Source organism: Ralstonia flaminis (assembly GCF_958415495.1).
Classification (GTDB): domain Bacteria; phylum Pseudomonadota; class Gammaproteobacteria; order Burkholderiales; family Burkholderiaceae; genus Ralstonia; species Ralstonia flaminis.
Window position 1 is genome coordinate 41,866 of the sequence record NZ_CATZLL010000001.1, and the last position, 22,707, is coordinate 64,572.

At 63.7% G+C, this 22,707-nt stretch carries 22 protein-coding genes; 15 read left to right on the plus strand and 7 right to left on the minus strand.

Features of this window, described 5'->3' with window-relative positions; genetic code table 11:
• Positions 1-250 precede the first annotated feature (250 nt).
• From R2N11_RS00210 to R2N11_RS00240, 7 genes are all read left to right on the plus strand, one after another.
• Positions 251-796 carry a hypothetical protein gene (locus tag R2N11_RS00210; protein ID WP_199033056.1) on the plus strand — a complete coding sequence of 182 codons (546 nt, stop codon included), beginning with the start codon at positions 251-253 and terminating at the stop codon, positions 794-796.
• Positions 797-831: 35 nt separating this feature from the next.
• A complete protein-coding gene (locus R2N11_RS00215) occupies positions 832-2,283 on the plus strand; it encodes a bifunctional 2-methylcitrate dehydratase/aconitate hydratase (RefSeq protein ID WP_316679733.1) in 1,452 nt (483 codons plus the stop codon).
• A 76-nt stretch (positions 2,284-2,359) separates the two neighbouring features.
• Positions 2,360-5,065 carry an aconitate hydratase AcnA gene (gene acnA / locus R2N11_RS00220; RefSeq protein ID WP_316679734.1) on the plus strand — a complete coding sequence of 902 codons (2,706 nt, stop codon included), beginning with the start codon at positions 2,360-2,362 and terminating at the stop codon, positions 5,063-5,065.
• A 190-nt stretch (positions 5,066-5,255) separates the two neighbouring features.
• Positions 5,256-5,543 (plus strand): hypothetical protein, encoded by a 288-nt coding sequence (locus R2N11_RS00225; RefSeq protein ID WP_316679735.1) that lies wholly within the window; start codon positions 5,256-5,258, stop codon positions 5,541-5,543.
• 83 nt (positions 5,544-5,626) lie between these two features.
• Entirely contained in the window at positions 5,627-6,838 is a 1,212-nt protein-coding gene (locus R2N11_RS00230; protein ID WP_316679736.1) for a DUF2863 family protein, read from the plus strand.
• Between the two features lie 171 nt (positions 6,839-7,009).
• On the plus strand, positions 7,010-8,596 hold the full coding sequence (locus tag R2N11_RS00235; RefSeq protein WP_316679737.1) for an ABC transporter substrate-binding protein: 1,587 nt from the start codon (positions 7,010-7,012) through the stop codon (positions 8,594-8,596).
• 147 nt (positions 8,597-8,743) lie between these two features.
• A complete protein-coding gene (locus R2N11_RS00240; protein ID WP_316679738.1) occupies positions 8,744-9,580 on the plus strand; it encodes a BspC domain-containing protein in 837 nt (278 codons plus the stop codon).
• Positions 9,581-9,652: 72 nt separating this feature from the next.
• Here the strand turns inward: R2N11_RS00240 and R2N11_RS00245 are convergent, their stop codons facing one another.
• Positions 9,653-10,798 carry a M14 family metallopeptidase gene (locus tag R2N11_RS00245; protein ID WP_316679739.1) on the minus strand — a complete coding sequence of 382 codons (1,146 nt, stop codon included), beginning with the start codon at positions 10,796-10,798 and terminating at the stop codon, positions 9,653-9,655.
• Between the two features lie 48 nt (positions 10,799-10,846).
• The gene (gene yaaA / locus R2N11_RS00250; protein WP_199033289.1) at positions 10,847-11,620 is read right to left on the minus strand and encodes a peroxide stress protein YaaA; all 774 of its coding nucleotides are present in this window, start codon (positions 11,618-11,620) and stop codon (positions 10,847-10,849) included.
• Between the two features lie 37 nt (positions 11,621-11,657).
• Between yaaA and R2N11_RS00255 the strand changes: the two genes are divergently transcribed.
• Both R2N11_RS00255 and R2N11_RS00260 read left to right on the plus strand, forming a co-directional pair.
• Positions 11,658-12,173, plus strand: a complete 516-nt coding sequence (locus R2N11_RS00255; protein ID WP_199033290.1) for a putative toxin-antitoxin system toxin component, PIN family — start codon at positions 11,658-11,660, stop codon at positions 12,171-12,173.
• A gap of 12 nt (positions 12,174-12,185) precedes the next feature.
• Positions 12,186-13,382, plus strand: coding sequence for a pyridoxal phosphate-dependent aminotransferase (locus R2N11_RS00260; RefSeq protein WP_316679740.1), 1,197 nt, complete (start codon positions 12,186-12,188; stop codon positions 13,380-13,382).
• Positions 13,383-13,397: 15 nt separating this feature from the next.
• On the opposite strand, the gene R2N11_RS00265 is transcribed toward R2N11_RS00260, so the two are convergent.
• The gene (locus R2N11_RS00265) at positions 13,398-14,051 is read right to left on the minus strand and encodes a glutathione S-transferase (RefSeq protein WP_316679741.1); all 654 of its coding nucleotides are present in this window, start codon (positions 14,049-14,051) and stop codon (positions 13,398-13,400) included.
• A 120-nt stretch (positions 14,052-14,171) separates the two neighbouring features.
• Between R2N11_RS00265 and R2N11_RS00270 the strand changes: the two genes are divergently transcribed.
• From R2N11_RS00270 to R2N11_RS00285, 4 genes are read left to right on the plus strand one after another with little or no spacing between them, the layout of a single operon-like run.
• The gene (locus R2N11_RS00270) at positions 14,172-15,680 is read left to right on the plus strand and encodes a 3-hydroxyacyl-CoA dehydrogenase (RefSeq protein ID WP_316679742.1); all 1,509 of its coding nucleotides are present in this window, start codon (positions 14,172-14,174) and stop codon (positions 15,678-15,680) included.
• 29 nt (positions 15,681-15,709) lie between these two features.
• On the plus strand, positions 15,710-16,489 hold the full coding sequence (locus R2N11_RS00275; protein ID WP_316679743.1) for an oxepin-CoA hydrolase, alternative type: 780 nt from the start codon (positions 15,710-15,712) through the stop codon (positions 16,487-16,489).
• A 2-nt stretch (positions 16,490-16,491) separates the two neighbouring features.
• A complete protein-coding gene (locus R2N11_RS00280; protein WP_316679744.1) occupies positions 16,492-17,223 on the plus strand; it encodes a histidine phosphatase family protein in 732 nt (243 codons plus the stop codon).
• Between the two features lie 34 nt (positions 17,224-17,257).
• Positions 17,258-18,346: a phosphotransferase gene (locus R2N11_RS00285; protein ID WP_199031851.1), complete on the plus strand. Its 1,089-nt coding sequence runs from the start codon at positions 17,258-17,260 to the stop codon at positions 18,344-18,346.
• A 9-nt stretch (positions 18,347-18,355) separates the two neighbouring features.
• Here the strand turns inward: R2N11_RS00285 and R2N11_RS00290 are convergent, their stop codons facing one another.
• Entirely contained in the window at positions 18,356-18,757 is a 402-nt protein-coding gene (locus tag R2N11_RS00290) for a VOC family protein (protein ID WP_199031852.1), read from the minus strand.
• Positions 18,754-19,467 carry an SDR family oxidoreductase gene (locus R2N11_RS00295; protein WP_199031853.1) on the minus strand — a complete coding sequence of 238 codons (714 nt, stop codon included), beginning with the start codon at positions 19,465-19,467 and terminating at the stop codon, positions 18,754-18,756. Before R2N11_RS00295 ends, R2N11_RS00290 begins: the two co-directional genes overlap by 4 nt.
• A gap of 116 nt (positions 19,468-19,583) precedes the next feature.
• Here R2N11_RS00295 and R2N11_RS00300 point away from each other — a divergent pair, with 116 nt between their 5' ends.
• The gene (locus tag R2N11_RS00300; RefSeq protein WP_199031854.1) at positions 19,584-20,543 is read left to right on the plus strand and encodes a LysR family transcriptional regulator; all 960 of its coding nucleotides are present in this window, start codon (positions 19,584-19,586) and stop codon (positions 20,541-20,543) included.
• A 16-nt stretch (positions 20,544-20,559) separates the two neighbouring features.
• Here the strand turns inward: R2N11_RS00300 and R2N11_RS00305 are convergent, their stop codons facing one another.
• A complete protein-coding gene (locus R2N11_RS00305; RefSeq protein ID WP_316680016.1) occupies positions 20,560-21,537 on the minus strand; it encodes a transporter in 978 nt (325 codons plus the stop codon).
• Here R2N11_RS00305 and R2N11_RS00310 point away from each other — a divergent pair.
• Positions 21,418-21,735, plus strand: a complete 318-nt coding sequence (locus R2N11_RS00310; protein ID WP_316680037.1) for a hypothetical protein — start codon at positions 21,418-21,420, stop codon at positions 21,733-21,735. The two genes, R2N11_RS00305 and R2N11_RS00310, sit on opposite strands and share 120 nt — an antisense overlap.
• A 21-nt stretch (positions 21,736-21,756) precedes the next feature.
• On the opposite strand, the gene R2N11_RS00315 is transcribed toward R2N11_RS00310, so the two are convergent.
• Positions 21,757-22,701, minus strand: coding sequence for a LysR family transcriptional regulator (locus R2N11_RS00315; RefSeq protein WP_199031856.1), 945 nt, complete (start codon positions 22,699-22,701; stop codon positions 21,757-21,759).
• Positions 22,702-22,707: the final 6 nt, after the last annotated feature.

The following is a 22,707-nucleotide window of genomic DNA, read 5'->3' on the forward strand; positions in this document are numbered from 1 at the left end:
AAACCTGACCCAATCAACACCAACACACCGACAAGGAGAACGGCCGAGACGAAGAAGCGAGAGGTGAGCTGCACGAAACCGGGCGGCACGAAGCCGACACCCCCCGTTTGGGCGAAGGCTGGCGTTGCCGTATAACAGAACGTTGGGCGCCGCGACCAAATCGGTCAAAATACCGGCCGGTGCGCGCAAAGCCCTGGCATTCCTGGCCACGGCAACCGCCTCCCCACTCCGTCTTACCGAAGGAAACTCTATGAACAAGTTCATCGTGGGCGCCTGCGCCGGCGTTCTTTCGCTGGCCGCGTCGCAATACGCAGCCGCCCAGACCGCCACGCCCGCCAAGCCGGCAGCCAAGAAGGCACCGGCCAAGAAGAAGACCACCAAGAAGGCAACCCCTGTTGCCGCAGTCAAGCCGGATGGCGTGCAATGGAAGTGCGAACTCGGCAACGAGTTCTACATCGCCGGCGACATGACGCGCGATCAGATCATCAAGCTGCACTGGAAGGGCAAGAACTACGATCTGCCGCGCCAGCTGACCCACACCGGTGCCGACCGCTACTTCGACCAGAAGACCGGCTTCGACCTGGTGGTCATTCCCGCCAAGGCCATGCTGTTCGACCGCAACGAAGGCCACCGCTTGGCCGACGAGTGCCAGACCGCCGAAATGGCCGCTGGCGCACCGGCACCGACGCAAGCTGGCGCCCTGCGCGCTCCAGCCGGCCTGCCGCTGATGCTGCAAGACAACGCCGCACCGGCACCGGCCCCCGCGCCGGGCGTTGCCCAGCCGGCCAAGCAGTAACGCGAGTCAACGCGAGAGGCCCGCAGGAGCCACCCATGTCCGCACCGGTTGCGAACATTCGCCCGAAACCTGACAAGGTCATCGTCGACATCGTCGACTACGTGACCAAGTCCAAGCTCACCAGCAAGACGGCCTATGAAACGGCCCGTCATTGCCTGCTGGACACCTTGGGCTGCGGGCTGGAGGCGCTGTCGTATCCAGCGTGTACCAAGCTCCTGGGGCCCATCGTGCCGGGAACCATCGTGCCCAACGGCGCGAAGGTCCCGGGCACGCAATTCCAGCTCGATCCAGTGCAGGCGGCGTTCAACATCGGCGCCATGATCCGCTGGCTGGATTTCAACGACACCTGGCTGGCTGCTGAATGGGGCCACCCGTCGGACAACCTCGGCGGCATCCTAGCCGTGGCGGACTGGTTGTCCCGCACGAACCTCGCCAATGGCAAAAAGCCGCTGGTGATGCGTGACGTGCTGACCGCGATGATCCGCGCCCATGAGATCCAGGGCTGCATCGCGCTCGAGAATGCATTCAATAAGGTGGGGCTTGACCACGTTGTGCTGGTCAAGGTCGCCACCACCGCGGTGGTCGGGCAGTTGCTCGGGCTATCGCGCGACGAGATCATCAATGCCGTGTCGCTGGCGTGGGTTGATGGCCAATCGCTGCGCACCTACCGCCACGCGCCCAATACGGGCAGCCGTAAATCGTGGGCAGCGGGTGATGCGACCAGCCGCGGCGTGCGCCTGGCGCTGATGGCCAAAACGGGTGAGATGGGCTACCCCTCTGCCCTCACCGCCAAGGAATGGGGCTTCTACGATGTGTCCTTCAAGGGACAGCCGTTCAAGTTCCAGCGCAAGTACGGCACGTACGTGATGGAAAACGTGCTGTTCAAGATCAGCTTTCCGGCCGAATTCCATGCACAGACTGCTGCCGAAGCGGCCATCACGCTGCACAAGGCACTTGCGAAGGCCGGCAAGACCATCGACGACATCGATAGGATCACGATTCGCACGCACGAAGCGGCGCTGCGTATCATCGACAAGCAAGGCCCTCTGAATAACCCGGCGGATCGCGACCATTGCATCCAGTACATGGTCGCCGTGCCCATCATCTTCGGCCGGCTGACGGCGGAAGACTACGAAGACAATGTCGCCCGCGACCCGCGCATTGACGCGTTGCGCAAGAAGATTGCGTGCGTGGAAGACAAGCGGTTCACCCAGGATTACCACGATCCCGAGAAGCGTTCGATCGCCAATGCGATCACCGTTCAGTTCAAGGACGGCAAGACGCTCAAGGAAGTTGTGGTGGAGTACCCGATTGGCCATAAGCGGCGGCGCAAGGAAAGCATGCCACTATTGGTCGAGAAGTTCAGGACCAACCTGGCCCGCCGTTTTCCGGCCAGGCAGCAGGACGCGATCCTGGCGGTATCGCTGAACCAGCAGACGCTGGAAGCGATGCCGGTCAATGCGTATGTCGATTTGTACGTGATTTGAATTGGATTTGATTGACTTGATGTATCCGCAAGGGACACTCTGGTGCCCCGCGCATCCTTAAGCCTGGAGTCATGCCATGCCCCACAACCTGAAAAAAACACTCAAGGAATTCAAGATCAACGGCGGTCAGACCGGCAAGTTCCATTCCCTGCCGCAGCTGGGCAAGGAGCTGGGCGTGGCGATCGAGCGCCTGCCGGTATCGATCCGTATTGTGCTGGAATCGGTGCTGCGCAACTGCGACGGCAAGAAAGTGACCGAAGAGCACGTTGCGCAACTGGCCAACTGGAAGCCCAACGCCGAGCGCGTTGACGAAATCCCGTTCTTGGTCGCCCGCGTGGTGCTGCAAGACTTTACCGGCGTGCCACTGTTGGCCGACCTGGCCGCCATGCGCAACGTGGCCGAGCGCATGGGCAAGAACCCCAAGAAGATCGAGCCGCTGGTGCCGGTCGACCTGGTGGTGGACCACTCGGTGCAGATCGACCACTTCCGCGAGAAGAAGGCGCTGGACCTGAACATGAAGCTGGAATTCTCGCGCAACAACGAGCGCTACCAGTTCATGAAGTGGGGCATGCAGGCATTCGACACGTTTGGCGTGGTGCAGCCGGGCTTCGGCATCGTCCACCAGGTCAACCTGGAATACCTGGCCCGCGGCGTCCATAAGAAGGGCGGCGTGTACTACCCGGATACGCTGGTCGGCACGGACAGCCACACCACCATGATCAACGGTATTGGCGTGGTGGGCTGGGGCGTGGGCGGCATTGAAGCCGAAGCCGGCATGCTCGGTCAGCCGGTGTATTTCCTGACGCCGGACGTGGTAGGCGTGGAACTGAAGGGCCGCCTGCGTGAGGGCGTGACCGCCACCGACCTGGTGCTCACCATCACCGAAATGCTGCGCAAGGAAAAGGTCGTCGGCAAGTTCGTCGAGTTCTTTGGTGAAGGCACGGCCAGCCTGTCGCTGCCGGACCGCGCCACCATCGGCAACATGGCACCGGAATACGGCGCCACGATGGGCTTCTTCCCGGTGGACGAAAAGACCGTCGACTACTTCAAGGGCACGGGCCGCACCAAAGAAGAAATCAACGCGTTCGAAAGCTACTTCAAGGCACAGAAACTGTTCGGCATCCCGAAGGCCGGCGAGATCGACTACACCAAGACGCTCACGCTGGACCTGGGCACCGTCGCCCCGTCGCTGGCCGGCCCGAAGCGCCCGCAAGACCGTATCGAGATCGGCAACGTGAAGTCGACCTTCTCGTCGTTGTTCGCAAAGCCCGTGGCCGAAAACGGCTTCAACAAGAAGTCGGAAGACCTCGACAAGACCTTCACGACCAGCAACGGCGTGGACGTGAAGAGCGGTGACGTGCTGATCGCTGCCATCACTTCGTGCACGAACACCTCGAACCCGAGCGTGCTGCTGGCTGCTGGCCTGCTGGCCAAGAAGGCAGTGGAAGCCGGTCTGCAGGTGGCACCGCACATCAAGACCTCGCTCGCCCCGGGAAGCCGCGTGGTGACGAAGTACCTGGAAGCTGCCGGCCTGCTGCCTTACCTGGAAAAGCTGGGCTTTGGCGTGACGGCTTACGGCTGCACGACCTGTATCGGCAACGCTGGCGACCTGACGCCGGAGCTGAACGAAACCATCGTCAAGAACGACATCGTGGCCGCTGCCGTGCTGTCGGGCAACCGCAACTTTGAAGCGCGCATCCACCCGAACATCCGCGCCAACTTCCTGGCATCGCCGCCGCTGGTCGTTGCTTATGCGATTGCCGGCAACGTGACGCGCGACCTGATGACCCAGCCCGTTGGCCAGGGCAACGACGGCCGCGACATTTACCTGGGCGACATCTGGCCGACCTCGGACGAGATCGCCAAGTTGATGAAGTTCGCCATGAACGCCGACACGTTCCGCACGAACTACGAGCAGGTCAAGAAGCCGTCCAAGCTGTGGGCCAACGTCAAGGGCACGAAGGGCCAAGTCTACGATTGGCCGAAGTCGACTTATATTGCCGAGCCGCCGTTCTTCGAAGGCTTTGGCATGACGCCGGCCGTAGCTTCGGCATCGGTTTCGGGCGCCCGTGCACTGGGCGTGTTTGGGGATTCCGTGACGACCGATCACATCTCCCCGGCCGGCTCGATCAAGGAAACGTCGCCCGCCGGCAAGTATCTGCTGGCCAACGGCGTGCTCAAGGCCGACTTCAACAGCTACGGCTCGCGCCGCGGCAACCATGAGGTGATGATGCGCGGTACGTTCGCCAACGTGCGCATCAAGAACCTGATGATCCCGGCCAAGGCCGACGGTTCGCGCGTGGAAGGCGGCGAGACGCTGTTCCAGCCGAGCGGCGAGCAAATGTCGATTTACGATGCGGCCATGAAGTACATCGCCGAAGGCACGCCGACGGTCGTGTTCGGTGGCGAAGAGTACGGCACGGGCAGCTCGCGTGATTGGGCTGCCAAGGGCACGCAACTGCTAGGCGTGAAGGCTGTGATTGCACGCAGCTTCGAGCGTATCCACCGCTCGAACCTGGTCGGCATGGGTGTGTTGCCGCTGCAGTTCAAGGGCAATGACTCGGTGCAATCGCTGGGCATCGTCGGCGACGAAACCTTCGACATCGAAGGCCTGGACGGCGAGATCAAGCCGCAACAGGACGTCACCCTGGTGATCAAGCGCGCCAACGGCGAGACCACGCGTGCACAAGTGCTGCTGCGCATCGACACGCCGATCGAAGTCGACTACTACAAGCACGGCGGGATCCTGCCGTTCGTGCTGCGTCAGCTGCTGGCCGCTTAAGCCAACCCGCTGCGCTGTAGCAGATCGGAAGCCGGCTCTTTGGAGCCGGCTTTTTTATTGCCAGCCAAATCAAACAAGGTGACGATGTTCCAACGAGTGGGCGTGCTTTGGTAGAGTGTGCCGAATAGGCCGCGTGGCGTCCCATGTCCGGCCATCGCCCGATCGTTTCATACGCAGGAGCTTCACACCCATGGCCAAAGTGGTCCTCGCTCTACTCGTCGTGGCGGCCGCCGTGTTTTACATTCTGTTCAAGGCGCCACAGACCGATGCCCAGGCACCGACTGCCGCCGCGACAACCCCACCCGCCGTAACGGCTGCGCCCGTGCCGCCGCCTCCACCCATGGAGGCGCCCGCTTCCGCCGTCGCACCAACGGCCTCCGCGAGCATGCCGGTGGCATCAGAACCCGCTGCGGCATCCGCCCCGGCTGCGACCCATGACGTGGCGACTGAAGCGTCGGCGCCCGCCGTCAAGCCTTAGGGGTTTCGCTGACAAAGCATCACGCGGCAGCGACCAAGGGTAAAATAACGCCCCTTCTTTCCAATCGACCGGTACGGCACAGCATGGCAGGATTCCGCTCCAAGGCCCCCCAACGTCTTTCCCCCGATGCAGAACGGCTCGTCGCCGATGCGCTGGCGCTCGATGCGTCAGGCAGTCGCATCGAAGACGTCTACTGGGAACAACGGCTGTCCGAACGTCTTTCCCGGCTGCTCAAGAACGGCAGCCAGACCGCACTCGACGCGGCACTCGACCACCTCTTCAAGCACAACGAGGAAGCCTCCGACGTGCTGGCCGAACAGGCCGAGACGTTGGCCGAGTCGGCGGTGCTCACTTCGGGTGGCATTGAATACGATGCGCTGCTGATTGCGGCGCCCATCCTGGCCCACACGCGCTACATGATTCCTTCGGGCACCATCAAGCCCGAACTGGCGCAGACGCTGCAGGTGCACCTGCAGGCGCACGTCATGGCGTCCAGCGCGCGCGTGGCGCTCGCTCCATACCTGTACAGCATCGACCAGCTCCCGCGCACGCACTCCGACACCTTTGCGCTCACGCACAAACTGGCGGCGTATGCGCTATCGGGCCAGCCGCCCAAGGTAGACCTGCGCGACATGCCCGAAACGGCGCCCATCCTGGCCGATCCGCGCTACCTGGTCGCCATCGTCGTCGCCCAGCATGGCCAACCGCTGTTCCGCTGGCAGGAAGATGCCAAGGAGCATCACGCCGAGCGCTCCACCTGCCTGGAGCAATGGCGTGAGCAGGTCACGCCGACCATCTCCACGCTGATGCCTGGCTGCGAGTTCGAACTGCTGCTGCCGGATGCCTTCTTCCTGTCCTGCCGCGAATCCGACAAGCAGATCCGCCCGCTCACCGTGCGCGCTGCCGTCAACTACCTGCAGGGTGCGCTCGACATGCCGGCCAACCGCTTCGGGGCCATCATTGGCGCGTTCGGGGAAGAGCAAATCGAGGAGTACCGCGTGGCCTTTACCGTGCGCGGCGAAAAAGAATTGATCTACGGCATCGTCTGGCCCGTCTACGGCCGCGACGGCGGTGCCACGGATGTCGCCGCTGAAGGCGAGCCCGGCAGCCCGCTGGAGCAGATCTGCGATGAGTTGCGCGCGTGCGGCATCGAAGACATCTTCCGCCACGGCCAGCTCTTCGAACCGGAATATTGCGAAGACTGCGGCGCCCCGCTATACGCGGACCGCGCTGCGGAAATCGTCCACGCCGAGATGCCCGAAGACGCACCGACGCAGCAACCGCTCTTCCATTGACGCACTGACCGATCGCACAGATCGCCAAGGCCACCTTCGGGTGGCTTTTTTATTGCTGCGCCATCGGTCATATTGATTGTCAGTTTGCGTCGCACGCGGTTTGGCAGCCTGCGGCACAATGACGGCCTATCGCCACTTGGCATCACCGCTCGAAACCAAGGAGCTCCCCCGATGGCCTATCGCCCCTTCCTTCGCGCCCTGATCCGCAATCTTGCCGCATGCGCACTGGCTGCCACTGCCGCAGCACCGTTGGCCGCGCAAGCTGACGACCTGCGCATCGGCCTGTCTGCCGACGTCACGTCGATGGACCCGCAATGGAACAACGCCGGCCCCAACAACGCCATGGCGCTGCACGTCTTCGAATCGTTGGTCTTCCTGGACAAGAATGGCCGCTACACGCCGGGCCTCGCCACTTCGTGGAAGGCCATCGACGCCAACACGTGGGAGATCAAGCTGCGCCCGAACGTGAAATGGAGCGACGGCACGCCCTTCACCGGTGAAGACGTCAAAGCCTCCATCGAGCGCCCGGCACGCCTGACCAACAGCCCGGGCCCGTTCACGAGCTACACCAAGTCGATCACTGAGGTGCAGGTTGTCGATCCGCTCACCGTGCGGCTGAAGGTGTCGATTCCGAACTACGCCAGCATCCCGAACGACCTGAACAGCTTGCCGATCATCCCCAAGAAGGTCGCAGAGGCTTCACAGGCAGATTTCGATGCCGGCCGCGCCATGATCGGCACGGGCCCGTTCCTGTTCGACCACTTCACGCGCGGGCAGGAAATCGTGCTGAAGAAAAACCCGAACTACTGGGGCCGTGTGCCACAGTGGGACAAGGTGACCTTCAAGATCATCACCGACAACGCCGCACGTACGGCTGCCCTGCTCTCTGGCGATGTGGACGTCGTGGAAGCCGTGCCCGCCGCGGATGTGCCGCGCATCAAGCAGAGCCCGAAGTTCCACCTGGAGCAGCAGGTTTCGTGGCGCACGATCTTCTGGCAGATGGACCAGAGCCGCGACGTGTCGCCATTCATCACAGACAAGGCCGGCAAGCCGCTTGCCAAGAACCCGTTCAAGGACCGCCGCGTGCGTGAGGCCGTGGCACTCGCCATCAATCGCGACGCAATCGTCTCGCGCGTGCTGGAGGGCCAGGGCGTCGCGGCGTCGAGCATCGTGTCACCGCAGATCTTCGGGCACCCGGGCGGCAAACCGATTCCGTATGACGCGGAGCGCGCGAAGAAACTGCTGGCCGAGGCAGGCTATCCGAATGGTTTCGGGCTCACGCTGCACGCCACCAATAACCGCTACCTGAACGACGCGCAGGTTGCGCAAACCACCGCGCAACTGCTCACGCGCATTGGCATTCAGACCAAGGTGGAAACGCTGCCAGTGGCGGCCTACTTTACGCGTGCGCGCCAGGGTGAGTTCTCGTTCATGATGCTGGGCTGGGGCTCGGTGGCAGCAGACGTGGCACTGCGCAGCATCCTCGGCACACCCAACCCACAAACCGGCTATGGCACCTGGAACTGGGGCCGTTACAGCAATCCGGAACTGGACAAGCTGGTGCAGACATCGCTCTCGACAGTATCGAGCGAACAAGCCCACGAGCAGGCCGCCAAGACCGCCGCACGCTTTGCGCAGACCGACTACGCGATCATTCCATCGCACCACCAGCTCGCCACATGGGCAATGCGCAAGGGCATTCGCTACGAGGCGCGCACCGACGAATGGTCGCTGGCGTGGTTGTTCACCAAGCAATGATGATCACTTCGTAACCGACGCCATGCCGTAACGCGCTGTTACAGCAAAATCGCTTGATGCGCCGCATTGGGGAAAGCCGCAGGAACTTTCAGCGCGAGCTTTCCTCTATCATGGCGATTTCCACGCCGACACCCTGTAACACTCGTGATGTTGCGACCCAAACTACTCTGTCTCGGCGTCGTCGCTTTGCTGGCCGCCTGCTCCAACTTGCAGACCGAACCGACTGATACGTCGGCCCTGGCCACCAACGCCACGTCGAGCCCCCCGGCCGCGCAAGCCAAGCCGGCCGTCCAGCCAGTACCGACCACGCCGCCGATCGTCTTCGGCTCGACCGATGCCAGCGGGACCACCACGGTCAACCTGCCGGCCAAGGACAAGATGAGCCTGTCCGAGTACCGCGCCCAAACCCGTGATCGCCTGATCCAATCCGAAGGTGCCCGCCCCGACGTGGCCGACTGCGCCGCGCACGCGAGCTGGATCATCCCTCGCTCAACCAACTTCGATCAGTTCCGCCTGCCGACAGGCGCGCTGTCCAACGAGCAGGCCAAGGTCGAGCCGTGGGACTCGCGTTTCTCGTCCAGCAAGCAAGGCGCGGTCAAGGTTTCGAGCGTCGTCAGCTTCAATGCCGCTGTGCACAAGCGCGGCACAGGCAATGACCAGTGGGAGTCGGTGCGCGTACGCTGCGGCTATGACGAAGGGATGATGCTGGCGTACGAACTGCTCGACGCCAACGGTCAGCCGTTTGCGGCCCCGGCCGCCGCACCATCATCGTCGACGGCACGTACGCACTGCCGCCGCGGCCATCGCTGCACGACCTCGGCTGTGCATGGCAAGAGCACCGCCAAGGGCAAGGCCTCGACGAAATCCACGGCCAAGTCTGCGAAGAGCAATGGCACGGCCAAGACCAAGTCGACATCGACTGGCAAATCCACCGCCAAGTCGACGGCCAAGAAGACGACGAAAAGATCGACCTCCGGCCAATAAAGACAAACGCGCCGCCAGAACCCTGGCGGCGCGTTTTGCATTGGTGACCTCGGCGCGATCCCTCAGGATCGTTCAGTCCAGATATTCCAGAATCGCCTGCAGCATTGCCGCGCCCAGTGCAGCGCTGCGGGCACCGTCCCAGCCTACCCGTGCGTCAGGCAAATCGGCGTTGTCCTTGAACGGCATTTCCAGCGTCAGCGACAGGCAACCATATGTGTGGCCGATGTACTTCGAGGCGAGCTTGAGCGCGTCTTCGTTGTACTTGCTGGCCTCGTAGCCGTATTGCGTCTGGAAGTCCGGTGATGCACGCAAAAAGGCCGCAACAAAGCGGTCCTGGTCGGCACGCTGCGCATCGGTAAAGCCCGGCAGCATCTCGCTGCCCGCCACGAATACGTAGGGCAATGCTTCATCACCGTGAATGTCGAAGAACAGGTCAACGCCCGTCTGCTCGATGGCCTGACGCACGCACAGCACTTCGGGGCTGCGCTCGGCGTCGGGTTCCATCCACTCGCGGTTCAGGTTGGCGCCGGCGGCGTTGGTGCGCAGGTTGCCGAGCGAGGCGCCATCCGGGTTCATGTTCGGCACGATGTGGAAGACAGCACGTTCGGCGAGCACGCGGCCAATCGGATCACCGCTCCAGACACCTTGACGCGTCAGGCGCGCGAGCAAGCCCTCAACGAACCACTCGGCCATCGTTTCGCCTGGATGCTGGCGGGCAATGATCCACACGTTCTTCTTGCCTGGGCCAGGTTCTCCGACGGTGATGCTCGTCATGTCGCGACCCTGTACCGTGCTGCCAAGACGTTGGGTACGCACACCGGGCCGGGTCTGCGCGGCGGCCACCAGCGACAGGTGGCGCTCGTCCGAGTACGGCTCGAAGTAGGCAAACCAGATGCTGTCGTGCTCGGGCGTCACTTCGATGGTCATCGTCTTGCCGTCATAGCGCGTCGGCACACGGAACCAGTGCTCGCGGTCGTACGAGGCGACGGCCTGGTAGTCCTTCCAGCCGGCGGCGTACGTGCATTCCCCGGCGTTTTCCAGCGCGAGCTTGCACGCCTGGCCCTGCACGCCCTGCAGGCGGAAGTGGAACCACTGCGTGAAGTCGGCGTGCGAATCGCGGCGAATGCGCAGGCGGATGGCATCCGCGCGCGCGGCATCGACAATCTCGATGGCGCCGCTGTCGAACGAACTGGAGATGTACGGTTGGGTGGATGTCATATCGAGTCCTGTCAGTGCCTATCGTTACATTAAGACAGCGAATTCAGTTCAGGCGAGCTTGCGGCGGAAAACCCAGCGCTCGTCGTCGGAGTCTGTGGCATCAAACGCGTAGCCGTCCACGTCGAACGCCTTGAGTTTGCGCGGATCGGTGATGCGGTGTTCGATCGCATAGCGCGCCATCAGCCCACGCGCACGCTTGGCATAGAACGAGATGATCTTGTACTGGCCGTTCTTCCAGTCTTCAAAGACGGGCGTGACGATGCGCGCCTTGAGCACCTTGGCCCGCACCACCTTGAAATACTCCTCCGACGCAAGATTGACGAGCACGGGGTCGTCGTCCTGCTTGAAGAGCTTGTTGAGCGCGAGCGTCACATCGTCGCCCCAGAAGGCGTAGAGATCCTTGCCGTGCGGGTTGGCCAGGCGCGTGCCCATTTCCAGGCGGTACGGCTGCATCCAGTCGAGCGGGCGCAGCACGCCGTACAGACCCGACAGAATCCGCAGATGCTTCTGCGCAAACTGCAGATCATCGGCCGACAGCGAATTCGCATCGAGCCCACCATAGACGTCGCCATCGAAGGCCAGCACGGCCTGCTTGCTGTTGTCGGCGGTGAAGTCGGTGGACCAATCCCCATAACGGGTGGCATTGAGCACTGCCAGCGGGTCGGAGATCTTCATCAGCGTACCGATCTGGGCCGGCGACAGCTTGCGAAGCACATCAATCAGTTCTGCGGAGCGCCCGATGAAATCGGGCAGCGTATGGGTCTTGGTGCGCGGCGGCGTGTCGTAGTCGAGCGACTTGGCCGGCGAGAGGACGATGATCATGTCAGAATCGCGGTTCACAAGTCTGGAATTGTATCGAATGGCAGACGCTGCCGCCCCGACCCCAACCCTGTGCACGCCGCAGCGTCCACGTGTTGTGCTGGACTCCAACATCTGGGTCGACATTCTCATCTTCGACGACGCCGTTGCTCGCCCCATCCGTGCCGCGCTGGAAGCCGGCCGGCTGGACGCCATCATCAGCCCCGCATGCCGCGAAGAACTGCGCCGCGTGCTGGACTATCCGCAGTTCGCGCACTATGCCGTCGACGCTGCTATCGCCCTCGCCTGGGTCGATCGCGTGACCCGCTCGGTGGCCGATCCGGAAGATGCGGCGCGCGCGCACGGCGAAACGTTCGTCCCACGCTGCAAGGATCGCGACGACCAGAAATTCCTGGTGCTGGCCGATGCCGCCAACGCCACCTATCTCGTCTCCAAGGACAAGGCTGTGCTCAAGCTCAAGCGCCGCATGGCTAAGTACTGCGATGTGGCGGTGCTCCCGCCCAAGCAGTTTGTCGCGCAAGTCCAGTTGGAAACCGCTCTCCTCGCCCAAGCCTGATCCCGTATTGCCATGACCACCGCCATCGCCGTGTCCGCTGCATCGCTCGCGCCCATCGCTTCCATCCCCCCCTTGCCCTCGCGGCTGCCGAACGTGGGCACCACCATCTTCACCGTGATGTCTGCACTGGCAGCGGAAAAGCAGGCCGTCAACCTGGGCCAGGGCTTTCCGGATTTCGACTGCGACCCGCGCATCGTTGATGCGGTATCCGACGCCATGCGCGCCGGCCTGAATCAATACCCGCCAATGACCGGCGTGCCCGCCCTGCGCCAGGCCATCGCCGCGAAGGTCGCCACGCTATACGGCCATACCTACGATGCCGACCGCGAAATCACCATCACCGCGGGCGCCACGCAGGCACTGCTGACCACCGTGCTGTGCTGCGTGCATCCGGGCGACGAAGTCATCGTCTTCGAGCCGACGTACGACAGCTATATCCCGTCGATTGAGCTGGCCGGCGGCAAGGTCGTGCCGATCACACTGAATGCACCGGATTTCCGCATCCCATTCGACACGCTGGCGGCAGCCATCACGCCGCGCACACGCCTCATCATGCTCAACACGCCGCACAACCCGACTGGCACGGTCTGGCATGCGGACGACATGCAGAAGCTGGCCGAGATCCTGGCGCCCACCAACGTGCTGCTGCTCTCCGACGAGGTGTACGAGCACATGGTGTACGACGGCGTGCCGCATGCATCGGTCGCGCGCATTCCGGAGCTGGCGCGGCGGGCCTTCGTGGTGTCGAGCTTTGGCAAGACGTATCACGTGACGGGCTGGAAGGTCGGCTACGTGGCCGCGCCCGCAGCGCTATCGGCAGAATTCCGCAAGGTGCACCAGTTCAACGTGTTCACGGTCAACACGCCCGTGCAGCATGGGTTGGCAAACTACATGGTCGATCCGCGCCCGTATCTGGATCTGTCGGCGTTCTACCAGCACAAGCGCGATCTGTTCCGCGCGGGGCTGGAGAAGACACGCTTCAAGCTGCTGCCCTGCCAGGGCACATACTTCCAGTGCGTGGACTACAGCGCCATCTCCGATCTGCCTGAGGCCGAGTTTGCCAAGTGGCTGACGAGCGAGATTGGCGTGGCGGCGATCCCCGTGTCGGCGTTCTACTCGCAGCCGCACGAGTCGGGCGTGGTGCGCTTCTGCTTCGCCAAGAAAGACGAAACGCTCCAACTTGCGCTGGAGCGTTTGTCGAAGGTGTAAGACCGAGGCGGCCGATCAGCGCTTGCTGGCGTAGTGCGCCAGCATCGCCTCCAGGTTGGCCTTGCTGTCTGCCCGCATCTTCTGCACGTTGGGGTTCTCGGCCATCTTGGCAAGGTACGGCTTGACGCCCTCGATGGGCGCCAGCAAGTCTTCGCCGTAGATGATCTTGGTGGCCGAACTCACAAGCGGGAAGTGCACGATGGCCGCACAGTCCGCAATGGTGAACGTATCGCCCGCCACGTACGGTGCAAACTTGAACAGCTTGGCCGCCGCCGGAATGTTCTTCTGCAACTGCTCACGGGTTTTCACCTTCAGGTTGTCGCTCACCTTGCCGCCAAAGAACGCCTCGGGAAACAGCTGACGCGCCACCAGCTCCAGATGCAGTTCCAGGAAGGTCACGACCTCACGCACCTTGGCCGCCTTGAACAGATCGGCCGGAACCAGCGGATGCTGCGGGTAGCGCGCTTCCAGGTAATCCAGGATGACCTGCGATTCACACAACCCACCGTCCTCACCCACCAAGTACGGCACCTTGTGCAGCGGCGAGATCTCGCCGTCGGTCTGATCGGGCCAGCGCAGCGCTTCTTCGAACGGAATCCCCTTCTCCATCAGCGCGAGCTTGACCTTGTTGTAGTAGTTGCTCGCGGCAAAACCGTATAGCGTCAGCATGAAGCTCTCTCCTTGGGTGGCGCTGTGTGATGGAAGCGCGCATTATGGTCGGCGCGGATGCCTAAAATCGCACGCTCGTGCTATTTTAGCCAGACTTCTTTCGATCGAAGCGGATTTCATATGCAGACTATCGGGATTGTAGGGACCGGCGCCATGGGGCGTGGCATTGCGCAGATCGCGGCCCAGGCCGGCCTGCGCGTCAAGCTGTTCGACGCCAACCCGCCCGCCGTGGACGCGGCGCGCACAGCACTGGCCGACACGTTGGCCAAGCTCGCAGCCAAGGGCAAGCTCACAGCGGATGAAGCTGACGCCACAATCGCGCGGTTGATTCCCGCAGACACCCTCGCCGACTTGGCGGACTGCGATCTCGTGGTCGAGGCCATCGTCGAGAAACTGGAGGTCAAGCGCGACCTCTTCCGCCAGCTTGAAGACATCGTCCGCGCCGACGCGATCCTGGCGTCGAACACGTCGTCGCTGTCGATCACGGCCATTGCCACAGCCTGCAAGCACCCGGAGCGCGTTGCCGGCTTCCACTTCTTCAACCCTGTGCCGCTGATGAAGGTGGTCGAGGTGATCGACGGCCTGCGCAGCGCGCCAGCCACTGGTGACGCCTTGGCCACGCTCGCCAAGCGCATGGGCCACACGGCGGTGCGCTGCATCGACATGCCCGGCTTCATCGTCAACCACGCCGGGCGCGGCATGAACACCGAAGGCCTGCGCGTGGCGCAGGAAAGCGTGGCCGCCTATGCCGACATCGATGCCATCATGCGCGAGCAGGCGGGCTTCCGCATGGGTCCGTTCGAGCTGATGGACCTGACGGGGCTGGACGTCTCGCACCCGGTCATGGAATCGGTCTATCGCCAGTTCTACGACGAGCCACGCTACCGCCCCTCGCAGATCACGGCCGTGCGCTTTGCCGGCGGTATCCTGGGTCGCAAGACAGGCGAAGGGTTCTATCGCTACCCGGAAGGACAGAAGCAGGTGCCGGCAGAAGCACCTGTGCCAACCGCGCGCCCGACGTCCGTATGGATCAGCCGAGCACATGAGGCGGGCCATGCCGCTGCACAGCGCCTGATGCTCGATCTGGGTATCACGCCTGAGGCCGGCTCCAAGCCGTCTGCCGATGCGCTCATCATCGTCACGCCGCGCGGGCTGGATGCCACCGCATGTGTGGCCGCAGAAGGGCTCGATGCGCGCCGTACCGTGGCGCTCGACACGCTCTATCCGTTTGCCGCAACCAAGCGCCGCACGCTGATGACCACGCCCGCCACCGACCCCGCCTACCGCGGCGCCGCACACGGCCTGCTCGCGTCCGACGGCGTGCCCGTTACGGTGATCCGCGATTCGGGTGGCTTTGTCGCGCAGCGCATCGTCGCGTGCATCGTCAACATCGCGTGCGATATTGCCCAGCAGCGCATCGCCACGCCAACCGACATCGACCTCGCCGTCACGCTGGGCCTGGGCTATCCGCAAGGGCCGCTGGCGTTGGGCGACACGCTGGGCACGAGCGCCATCCTTGAAGTGCTGCAGAACCTGTACGTGCTCTATGGCGACCCGCGTTATCGCCCGAGCCCGTGGCTGCTGCGCCGTGCCCGTCTGGGCATGTCGCTGTTGACGCTGGACGCCTGATTGCCGTTCCCCTCATATAGGCCATTGCCATGACCGCGCAACTGCTCTCCCAACGCATCGGCTCGACGCTGGTGCTCACGCTGTCCAACCCCGATGCGCGCAACGCGCTGGACCCGGTGATGTACGCCGCGTCAATGGAAGCGATGGACCGCGCTGCCAACGACAACGAGATCCGCGCCATCATCTTCACCGGCGCTGGCAACGCATTCTGCGCGGGCGGCAACCTGAACCGCCTGCTGGAAAACCGCAGCAAACCCAAGAGCGTGCAGGAAGACGGTATCGATGCGCTCAACCATTGGATCGAGACGATCCGCACCTTCCCCAAGCCGGTGATTGCCGCGGTGGAAGGCCCTGCGGCGGGGGCAGGTTTCTCGCTGGTGCTGGCCTGCGACTTTGCGATCGCGGCATCGGACGCGAAGTTCGTGATGGCGTACGTGAACGTCGCACTCACGCCGGACGGCGGCGGCTCGTGGCACATCGCGCGCTTCCTTCCGCGCCCGCTGGCGAGCGAGATCATCATGCTCGGCAAACCTGTCGGTGCGGAACGGCTGGCGCACTTCGGCCTCATCAATGAAGTGGTCAAACCCGGTGAAGCACTGGAGCACGCACTGGCACTGGCCGAAAAGCTGGCTGCGCAATCGCCGCATGCGGTGGGCCGCATCAAGGGCTTGATCGCCAACGCAGAAGACGCCTCGCTGCACGATCACCTGAAAGCCGAACAGCACAGCTTTGTCGAAGCGCTGCACCATGCCGATGGCCACGAAGGCATTTCTGCCTTTCTGCAAAAGCGCAAACCCCAATACCGTTGAGCATGATTCCGTTCCCGACACCCAACCGCCGGCGCGTCTACCTGATGCGCCATGGCGCCGTCACGTACTTTGACGAGACCGGCCGCCCGATCGAGCCCGACACCGTGCCGCTCAACGAAGAAGGCCGCAAACAAGCGACGGCCGCCGGGCGGACCTTTGCGGCAGAGAACATCATGTTCGATCGCGTGATCGTCAGCGGCTTGCCGCGCACGGTGGAAACCGCACAGCGCGTGCTGGCGGAAATGCCCGCGATGCAGGCGCGTGGCGTAGCGCTTGAGCAATGGCCCGAGCTGCAGGAAATTCGCGGCGGCAAGCTGGGAGAGATTCCCGAGCATGAGCTTGCGCAAGCGTTCATCGGCGTATTCGAAGGCACCGTGCCGGAGGAACGCCGCTTCCTGCACGGCGAGAGCATCGGCGAATTTCTCGACCGCGTGATCCCAGCCCTCGCGCGCCTGCGCGACCTGCCCGACTGGGACACCGTGCTGCTGGTGCTGCACGGCGGCACCAACCGCGCGATCCTCTCGCACGCCATCACCGGTGGTGAGCGCGTGTTCTTTGGCAACCTCGCGCAGACGGCCGGCTGCATCAATGCACTCGATGTAGGTGACGAGCCGAGCGATTGGGTGCTGCGCATGAGCAACTTCTCGCCGCCCTCACCTGTGCACTTTGGCTCGCGGCTGACGACGATGGAGGTCTTGCTGCAGCAATACCTTCGCTACCGCAATCCCGCCTGAACCCATCACAGAACACGATTCGGAGACACCCCCAATGGCACAAACGGAGCAGCAGGATTTCTCGGCCTTCGAAGGCACACGGCCGGTGGCAGACCAGCAGAAGTTCGACATCGGCGCCCTGGAGGCGTGGATGCGCGAACACGTGGCGGGCTTTGCCGGCCCGCTCACGGTGGAGCAGTTCAAGGGCGGCCAGTCGAACCCGACCTTCAAGCTGATCACGCCGTCGCGCACGTACGTGATGCGCGCCAAGCCGGGCCCGAAAGCGAAACTGCTGCCGTCCGCACACGCCATCGAACGCGAATACCGCGTGATGGATGCGCTGGCCAACACTGACGTGCCGGCTCCGAAGATGTTTGCGCTGTGCGAAGACGAAGCCGTGATCGGCCGCGCCTTCTACATCATGGAGTTCGTGCAGGGCCGCGTGCTGTGGGACCAGGCACTGCCCGGCATGGCGCCTGCTGAGCGCACCGCTATCTACAACGAGATGAACCGCGTCATCTCCGCGCTGCACACGGTGGACTACGCCGCCATCGGCTTGGCCGACTATGGCAAGCCCGGAAACTACTTCGCGCGCCAGATCGAGCGCTGGAGCAAGCAGTACAAGCTGTCGGAAACCGAGTCGATCCCGGCCATGGACAACCTGATCGAATGGTTGCCCAAGCACGTGCCGCAGGAGGCCGAGGAGATCACCAGCATCGTCCACGGCGATTACCGCCTCGACAACCTGATCTTCCACCCGACCGAGCCGCGCGTGCTGGCCATCCTCGATTGGGAGCTGTCGACGCTGGGCCATCCACTGGCCGACTTCAGCTACCACTGCATGAGCTGGCACATCGAGCCGGGGCAGTTCCGCGGCGTGGCCGGGTTGGACTTTGCAGCGCTGGGCATTCCATCGGAAGCCGAGTACATCCGCCAATACGAAGAACGCACCGGCCGCCGCATCACGGGCGACTGGAACTTCTACCTCGCCTACAACATGTTCCGCATCGCCGGCATCCTGCAAGGAATCATGAAGCGCGTAGTGGACGGCACGGCGTCTTCTGCGCAAGCGCTGGAAGCTGGCAAGCGTGCCCGCCCGATGGCCGAGCTGGGCTGGAAATACGCCAAGCAGGCGGGCGCCTGATCCAACAACCTACTTGTACTCACGCGCCGCTTCCAACGGACCGGACAGCGGCGCTTCCAGCTCCAGCACCACCCCGGGCAGCTGCACAAAGATCTGCGCTGCCGGCCGATCGGGGTGCTTGCGCGCCTGATGCGGCATCCCGCTCTCGCGCACGGCGGCCAGCACATCGGCCGCATCCTTCTTCGTGCGAAAGGCGACGTGCGAAAACACCAGCTCCGGAGCATCGCCCTCCTTGTCCACCAGATGCACCAGCGCATCGCCGTTCTGGTACAGCCATGTGCCGGGAAACGGAAACGCCGGGCGCAGCCCTGGTTTCCAGCCGAGCACGTCAGCGAAAAACTTGAGGATGGGCGCATCGCCCGACACGTGAAAGTTCACATGGTCGAATGTCCAGTCGCTGTCGGGTGTCATAGCAAACCGCCTCCGTCAATGTCGATGATGGCGCCGGTCATGAAACCGTTGGTCATGGCCAGCAGATAGCCCTGGGCGAGATCGTCGGGCGTGCCCACGCGGCCAACCGGCAACCCGCCGCCGATGCGCGCAAGCATGGCCTCGCGATCCGCCGGCGCGCCCCACACTTCCGTATCCACCACACCTGGGCTGACCACGTTGACGCGGCGCGGTGCCAGCTCCTTCGCAAGGTTCTTGGCCGCAGCCTCCACCGCTGCGTTGATGGACGCGCGCAGCAACCCTGTCGTCGTGGCCTTGCGTGAGAGCAGGCCCGATGTGAGCGTGATCGACGCCCGCTCGGCCAGATGCGGCAGCGCAGCCTGCACGGCCATCAGCGCAGCAAACAGCTTGGTGCCGAAGCCCTGCTCCAAGTCGGATCGTTGCAATGAGGCAAACGGCGGCGGGCTCGTGCGCGAGCCGATGGTGATGACAAGGTGATCGATCTTGCCACGCGGTGACATCTGGGCAGCCTGCGCCAACGCACTGCCAAGCGAAGCCGTGTCATTCGCGTCGACAGCAATCCCATGGATGCCGCCATCGTCCTTGGCCGAGCGGCCCAGCACCGTCACGCGGGCACCAGCGGCCGCCGCGGCACTGGCCACCGCCTGCCCAATGCCCGCCGTACCGCCTAACACCACCACCGCTTGGTCCTGCAAGGTCTTCGAAGTCATGCCAATGCTCCTTTGAGAAGAAAGAAAAACCGTCAATCGATGGCGGCGATTCTTCCATCAAACAAAAACAAGATAATCCGTCTATGCTTTGATGTTTCTCCAAACAGGCTTTGATAATGATCGCCCTTGACGACCTCCGCCTACTGGTGCGCATTGCTGATGCCGGCAACCTCTCCGCCGCTGCCCGGCAGCTCGGCTGGCTGCCCGCCACCGCCAGCGCGGCACTCAAGCGCGTGGAAACCGAACTGGGCGCCCGCCTGTTCGAGCGCACCACGCGCAGCATGCGGCCCACTGAAGCCGGCCAGCGTTATCTAGGGTATGCAAGGCAGGCGCTGGAAGCGCTGGATGAAGGCGCGGAAAGCCTTGGCCAGGATCGCACAGAGCTGACAGGCGCCATCCGCATTGCCGCCACATCAGACCTGGGGCGGCACATCCTGCGGCCGTGGCTGGATGACTTCTGCGATGCGCACCCCGGTGTGCGCGTCACACTGGTGCTGGGCGACCGGCTGGCCGACCTGATGCGTGAAGACCTCGACTTCGCGCTGCGCTACGGGCATCTGCAGGATTCGGCACTGGTCCGTCGGCCGCTGGCATCGCATCCGCGCGTGATCGTGGGGGCGCCGTCGTACTTCAAGCAGCACGGCCGCCCTGCACACCCGAGCGATCTGGCCGACCACCGCTGCCTGATCCTGCTGCGCAACGGCGAGCCCGTTACGCGCTGGCAACTCACCCATGCCAGCGGCCCCGCCCCGATCGACGTTCGTGGTGATTTCCAATGCGATGACGGCGCGGTCGTGCGCGACTGGGCCGTCGCCGGGCGCGGGCTGGCATTCAAGTCATGGCTGGATGTAGCGCAGGACGTGTACGCCGGGCGGCTGGAAGTCGCACTGCCTGCATGGAGCCACGCGCCCACGCCGCTGCAGCTCGTGAGCCTCGCACGCCGTCATCGCCCGGCGCGGCTGACGGCCTGTGCGGAGTTCCTCGCCGCGCGCTTTGCAGAGTTCAGCGCGCGTTATCCGTTCCCATCGGTCAAAGCCGCGGCGGCCTCATCCAAGGCCATCGCCACAACACGGTGACCTGCCGGCCTGCGCGTTATTGACTATTGCGGCGACGAACCACCCACCATGCAATCAGCGCGGTAAATCCGGCAACCAGCCCTACCATCATCCAGAAACCGTGGTGGTTGTCGGCCAGAGGCACGCCGCCCACGTTCATGCCGAACAGCCCCGCCACAATGTTGATCGGCAGCGCAAGCACGGTGACGAGCGTGAGCGTGAACAGCGTGCGGTTGTTCTGCTCGTCCAGGCGCGCGATCACCTCCTCCTGCAGCAGCTTGATGCGCTCGATCAACCCGCTCATATCGCGCAGCACGACAGAGAACTCCTCGGTCGATTCACGCAACTGCTGCACATCTTCCGGATGGAGCCACGCCGGCGGACGGGCCAGCAGCCGGAAGACCGAACCCGGCTCGGGCGCCAGCATGCGCTGCAGGCGCACCAGCACACGGCGAGTGCCGGCAAGCTCCTGCCGCCCTGACGTGATTTTCGATGCCAGAAAACGGTCTTCGATGCGGTCGATATCGATACCGGTGGTGCGCACGATCTGCGTCATCAGCTCAGCCTGATCGCACATCAGGTGGCCCAGCAGGTCGGCCGGCGAGCGAAACGCCTCGCCGTTGCGCACGCATTCACGCAGCCTGTCGACCGAATGCAACGGCTTGCGGCGCAACGTCACCAGCAGGCGCCGATGCGCGTACACCCACTGCGTCGCAACCTGCGTGGGCGCGCGTTCGAAATCGAAGATCACGTCGTTGAAGACGGCAACCAGCGCCCCGTCCTGCTGCTCGATGCGCGTGGAGTGCACCTCCTCGCCCAGCATCTCGATAAACGGCGCCGGCAAGTCGAGATGGTTTTGCAGCCACCGCATGCACCCCGCACGCGACAGGTTGAAATGCAGCCAGATGAACGCATCGTCGGCACTATCGTTGCCTGCATGCTCCAGCGCGTCGCCGATCTGCGAAGAATCAAGAGCGACACCGGGCCGGCCTGGCTCGAAGCGAAAACCGCAGATAAGACCGGTGTTGTCGGATTGGAAACTGATCGCGGACGCTGTCGCAGTCATACACGAGGATGGAAGACGGTTTGGCTGGAGACTCTGATGCGCGTGCTCGACACAGGCATGACATCAACCTGTCATGCGCACGATTGCGGCGTCTGGGGCGGTCGCCATGCACTGGCATGGCGCGCCCGTTTTGTGCAGCCACGATGATTGCGTCCGGCTTCCGGTTCGTCAACGTCCATCGGCAAAGGCAGCAACGGCATCGTCCAGCGCCACCTCGGCCATCGCCGCGAAGATGTGATCGCGCAGCCAGCGGCCGGCGGCATCCTGGTCGCTGTTGGCGTGCCAGTACAGGTACAACTCCAGCGCCGGCACGTTGAACGGCAGCGTGAGCATGACGTTGCCGTACGGCTCGTTGGCGATGCGCGCGTAGCGTATCGGCAGCGTGGCGAGCAAATCCGTGCAGCTCACCACACGGCAGGCTGCCGGATAGTGCTGGCAGCGCAGCCGCACGCGGCGCTCGTGCCCGAGCCGGCGCAATTCCACATCCTCCAGCCCCGCCCCGCGGCGGCGTGACGACACATGCACGTGCTCGCATGCCAGGTAGCGCTCCAGCGTCAGCGGCTCGTGCGCGATGGGGTGGCCGGGGCGCGCCAGCACCACCATCGGGTCTGCCAGGATCGGTGCGTGGCGAATGGCGGGGGATGCCGGCAGCAGGATGTCCGCCACGGCATCAATCGTGCCGGCCAGCAGTTCGGCTTCGAGCTGGCGGCGGTCGCCCCGCACCGTGGTCACGTCGATACGCGGCGCTTCCTTGGCAATTGCGGCCATCAAGGGCGGCAGCAGTGTCGCCTCCAATGCATCGCGCATCGATATTGTGAAACGGCGTTCACTCGTGGCGGGATCAAAGCGCGTGCCTTCGCGCAGGGTGCGCTCGAACCCCCGCAGCGACGTCCGCACCTCGGCAATGAGCGTGCGCGCCAAGGGCGTCGGCAGCATGCCCTGCCCGCGACGCTCGAACAGCGGGTCGTCAAACAGCTCGCGCAGCCGCCCGAGCGCGTGGCTGACCGCCGGTTGCGTCAGGTTGAGCGTGCGCGCCGCAGCCGTGATCCCGCCTTCCGTGTAGATGGCATCGAAGACGACGAACAGGTTGAGATCGACCCGCGAGATATGCATGGCTTT

What these genes read in the sequence shown, in the direction of transcription:
- R2N11_RS00210 (WP_199033056.1), top strand. Translation starts at nt 251, where the DNA reads ATGAACAAGTTCATCGTGGGCGCCTGCGCCGGCGTTCTTTCGCTGGCC.
- R2N11_RS00215 (WP_316679733.1), top strand. Translation starts at nt 832, where the DNA reads ATGTCCGCACCGGTTGCGAACATTCGCCCGAAACCTGACAAGGTCATC.
- acnA (WP_316679734.1), top strand. Translation starts at nt 2,360, where the DNA reads ATGCCCCACAACCTGAAAAAAACACTCAAGGAATTCAAGATCAACGGC.
- R2N11_RS00225 (WP_316679735.1), top strand. Translation starts at nt 5,256, where the DNA reads ATGGCCAAAGTGGTCCTCGCTCTACTCGTCGTGGCGGCCGCCGTGTTT.
- R2N11_RS00230 (WP_316679736.1), top strand. Translation starts at nt 5,627, where the DNA reads ATGGCAGGATTCCGCTCCAAGGCCCCCCAACGTCTTTCCCCCGATGCA.
- R2N11_RS00235 (WP_316679737.1), top strand. Translation starts at nt 7,010, where the DNA reads ATGGCCTATCGCCCCTTCCTTCGCGCCCTGATCCGCAATCTTGCCGCA.
- R2N11_RS00240 (WP_316679738.1), top strand. Translation starts at nt 8,744, where the DNA reads ATGTTGCGACCCAAACTACTCTGTCTCGGCGTCGTCGCTTTGCTGGCC.
- R2N11_RS00245 (WP_316679739.1), bottom strand. Translation starts at nt 10,798, where the DNA reads ATGACATCCACCCAACCGTACATCTCCAGTTCGTTCGACAGCGGCGCC.
- yaaA (WP_199033289.1), bottom strand. Translation starts at nt 11,620, where the DNA reads ATGATCATCGTCCTCTCGCCGGCCAAGTCGCTCGACTACGACACGCCG.
- R2N11_RS00255 (WP_199033290.1), top strand. Translation starts at nt 11,658, where the DNA reads ATGGCAGACGCTGCCGCCCCGACCCCAACCCTGTGCACGCCGCAGCGT.
- R2N11_RS00260 (WP_316679740.1), top strand. Translation starts at nt 12,186, where the DNA reads ATGACCACCGCCATCGCCGTGTCCGCTGCATCGCTCGCGCCCATCGCT.
- R2N11_RS00265 (WP_316679741.1), bottom strand. Translation starts at nt 14,051, where the DNA reads ATGCTGACGCTATACGGTTTTGCCGCGAGCAACTACTACAACAAGGTC.
- R2N11_RS00270 (WP_316679742.1), top strand. Translation starts at nt 14,172, where the DNA reads ATGCAGACTATCGGGATTGTAGGGACCGGCGCCATGGGGCGTGGCATT.
- R2N11_RS00275 (WP_316679743.1), top strand. Translation starts at nt 15,710, where the DNA reads ATGACCGCGCAACTGCTCTCCCAACGCATCGGCTCGACGCTGGTGCTC.
- R2N11_RS00280 (WP_316679744.1), top strand. Translation starts at nt 16,492, where the DNA reads ATGATTCCGTTCCCGACACCCAACCGCCGGCGCGTCTACCTGATGCGC.
- R2N11_RS00285 (WP_199031851.1), top strand. Translation starts at nt 17,258, where the DNA reads ATGGCACAAACGGAGCAGCAGGATTTCTCGGCCTTCGAAGGCACACGG.
- R2N11_RS00290 (WP_199031852.1), bottom strand. Translation starts at nt 18,757, where the DNA reads ATGACACCCGACAGCGACTGGACATTCGACCATGTGAACTTTCACGTG.
- R2N11_RS00295 (WP_199031853.1), bottom strand. Translation starts at nt 19,467, where the DNA reads ATGACTTCGAAGACCTTGCAGGACCAAGCGGTGGTGGTGTTAGGCGGT.
- R2N11_RS00300 (WP_199031854.1), top strand. Translation starts at nt 19,584, where the DNA reads ATGATCGCCCTTGACGACCTCCGCCTACTGGTGCGCATTGCTGATGCC.
- R2N11_RS00310 (WP_316680037.1), top strand. Translation starts at nt 21,418, where the DNA reads ATGCAGCCAGATGAACGCATCGTCGGCACTATCGTTGCCTGCATGCTC.
- R2N11_RS00315 (WP_199031856.1), bottom strand. Translation starts at nt 22,701, where the DNA reads ATGCATATCTCGCGGGTCGATCTCAACCTGTTCGTCGTCTTCGATGCC.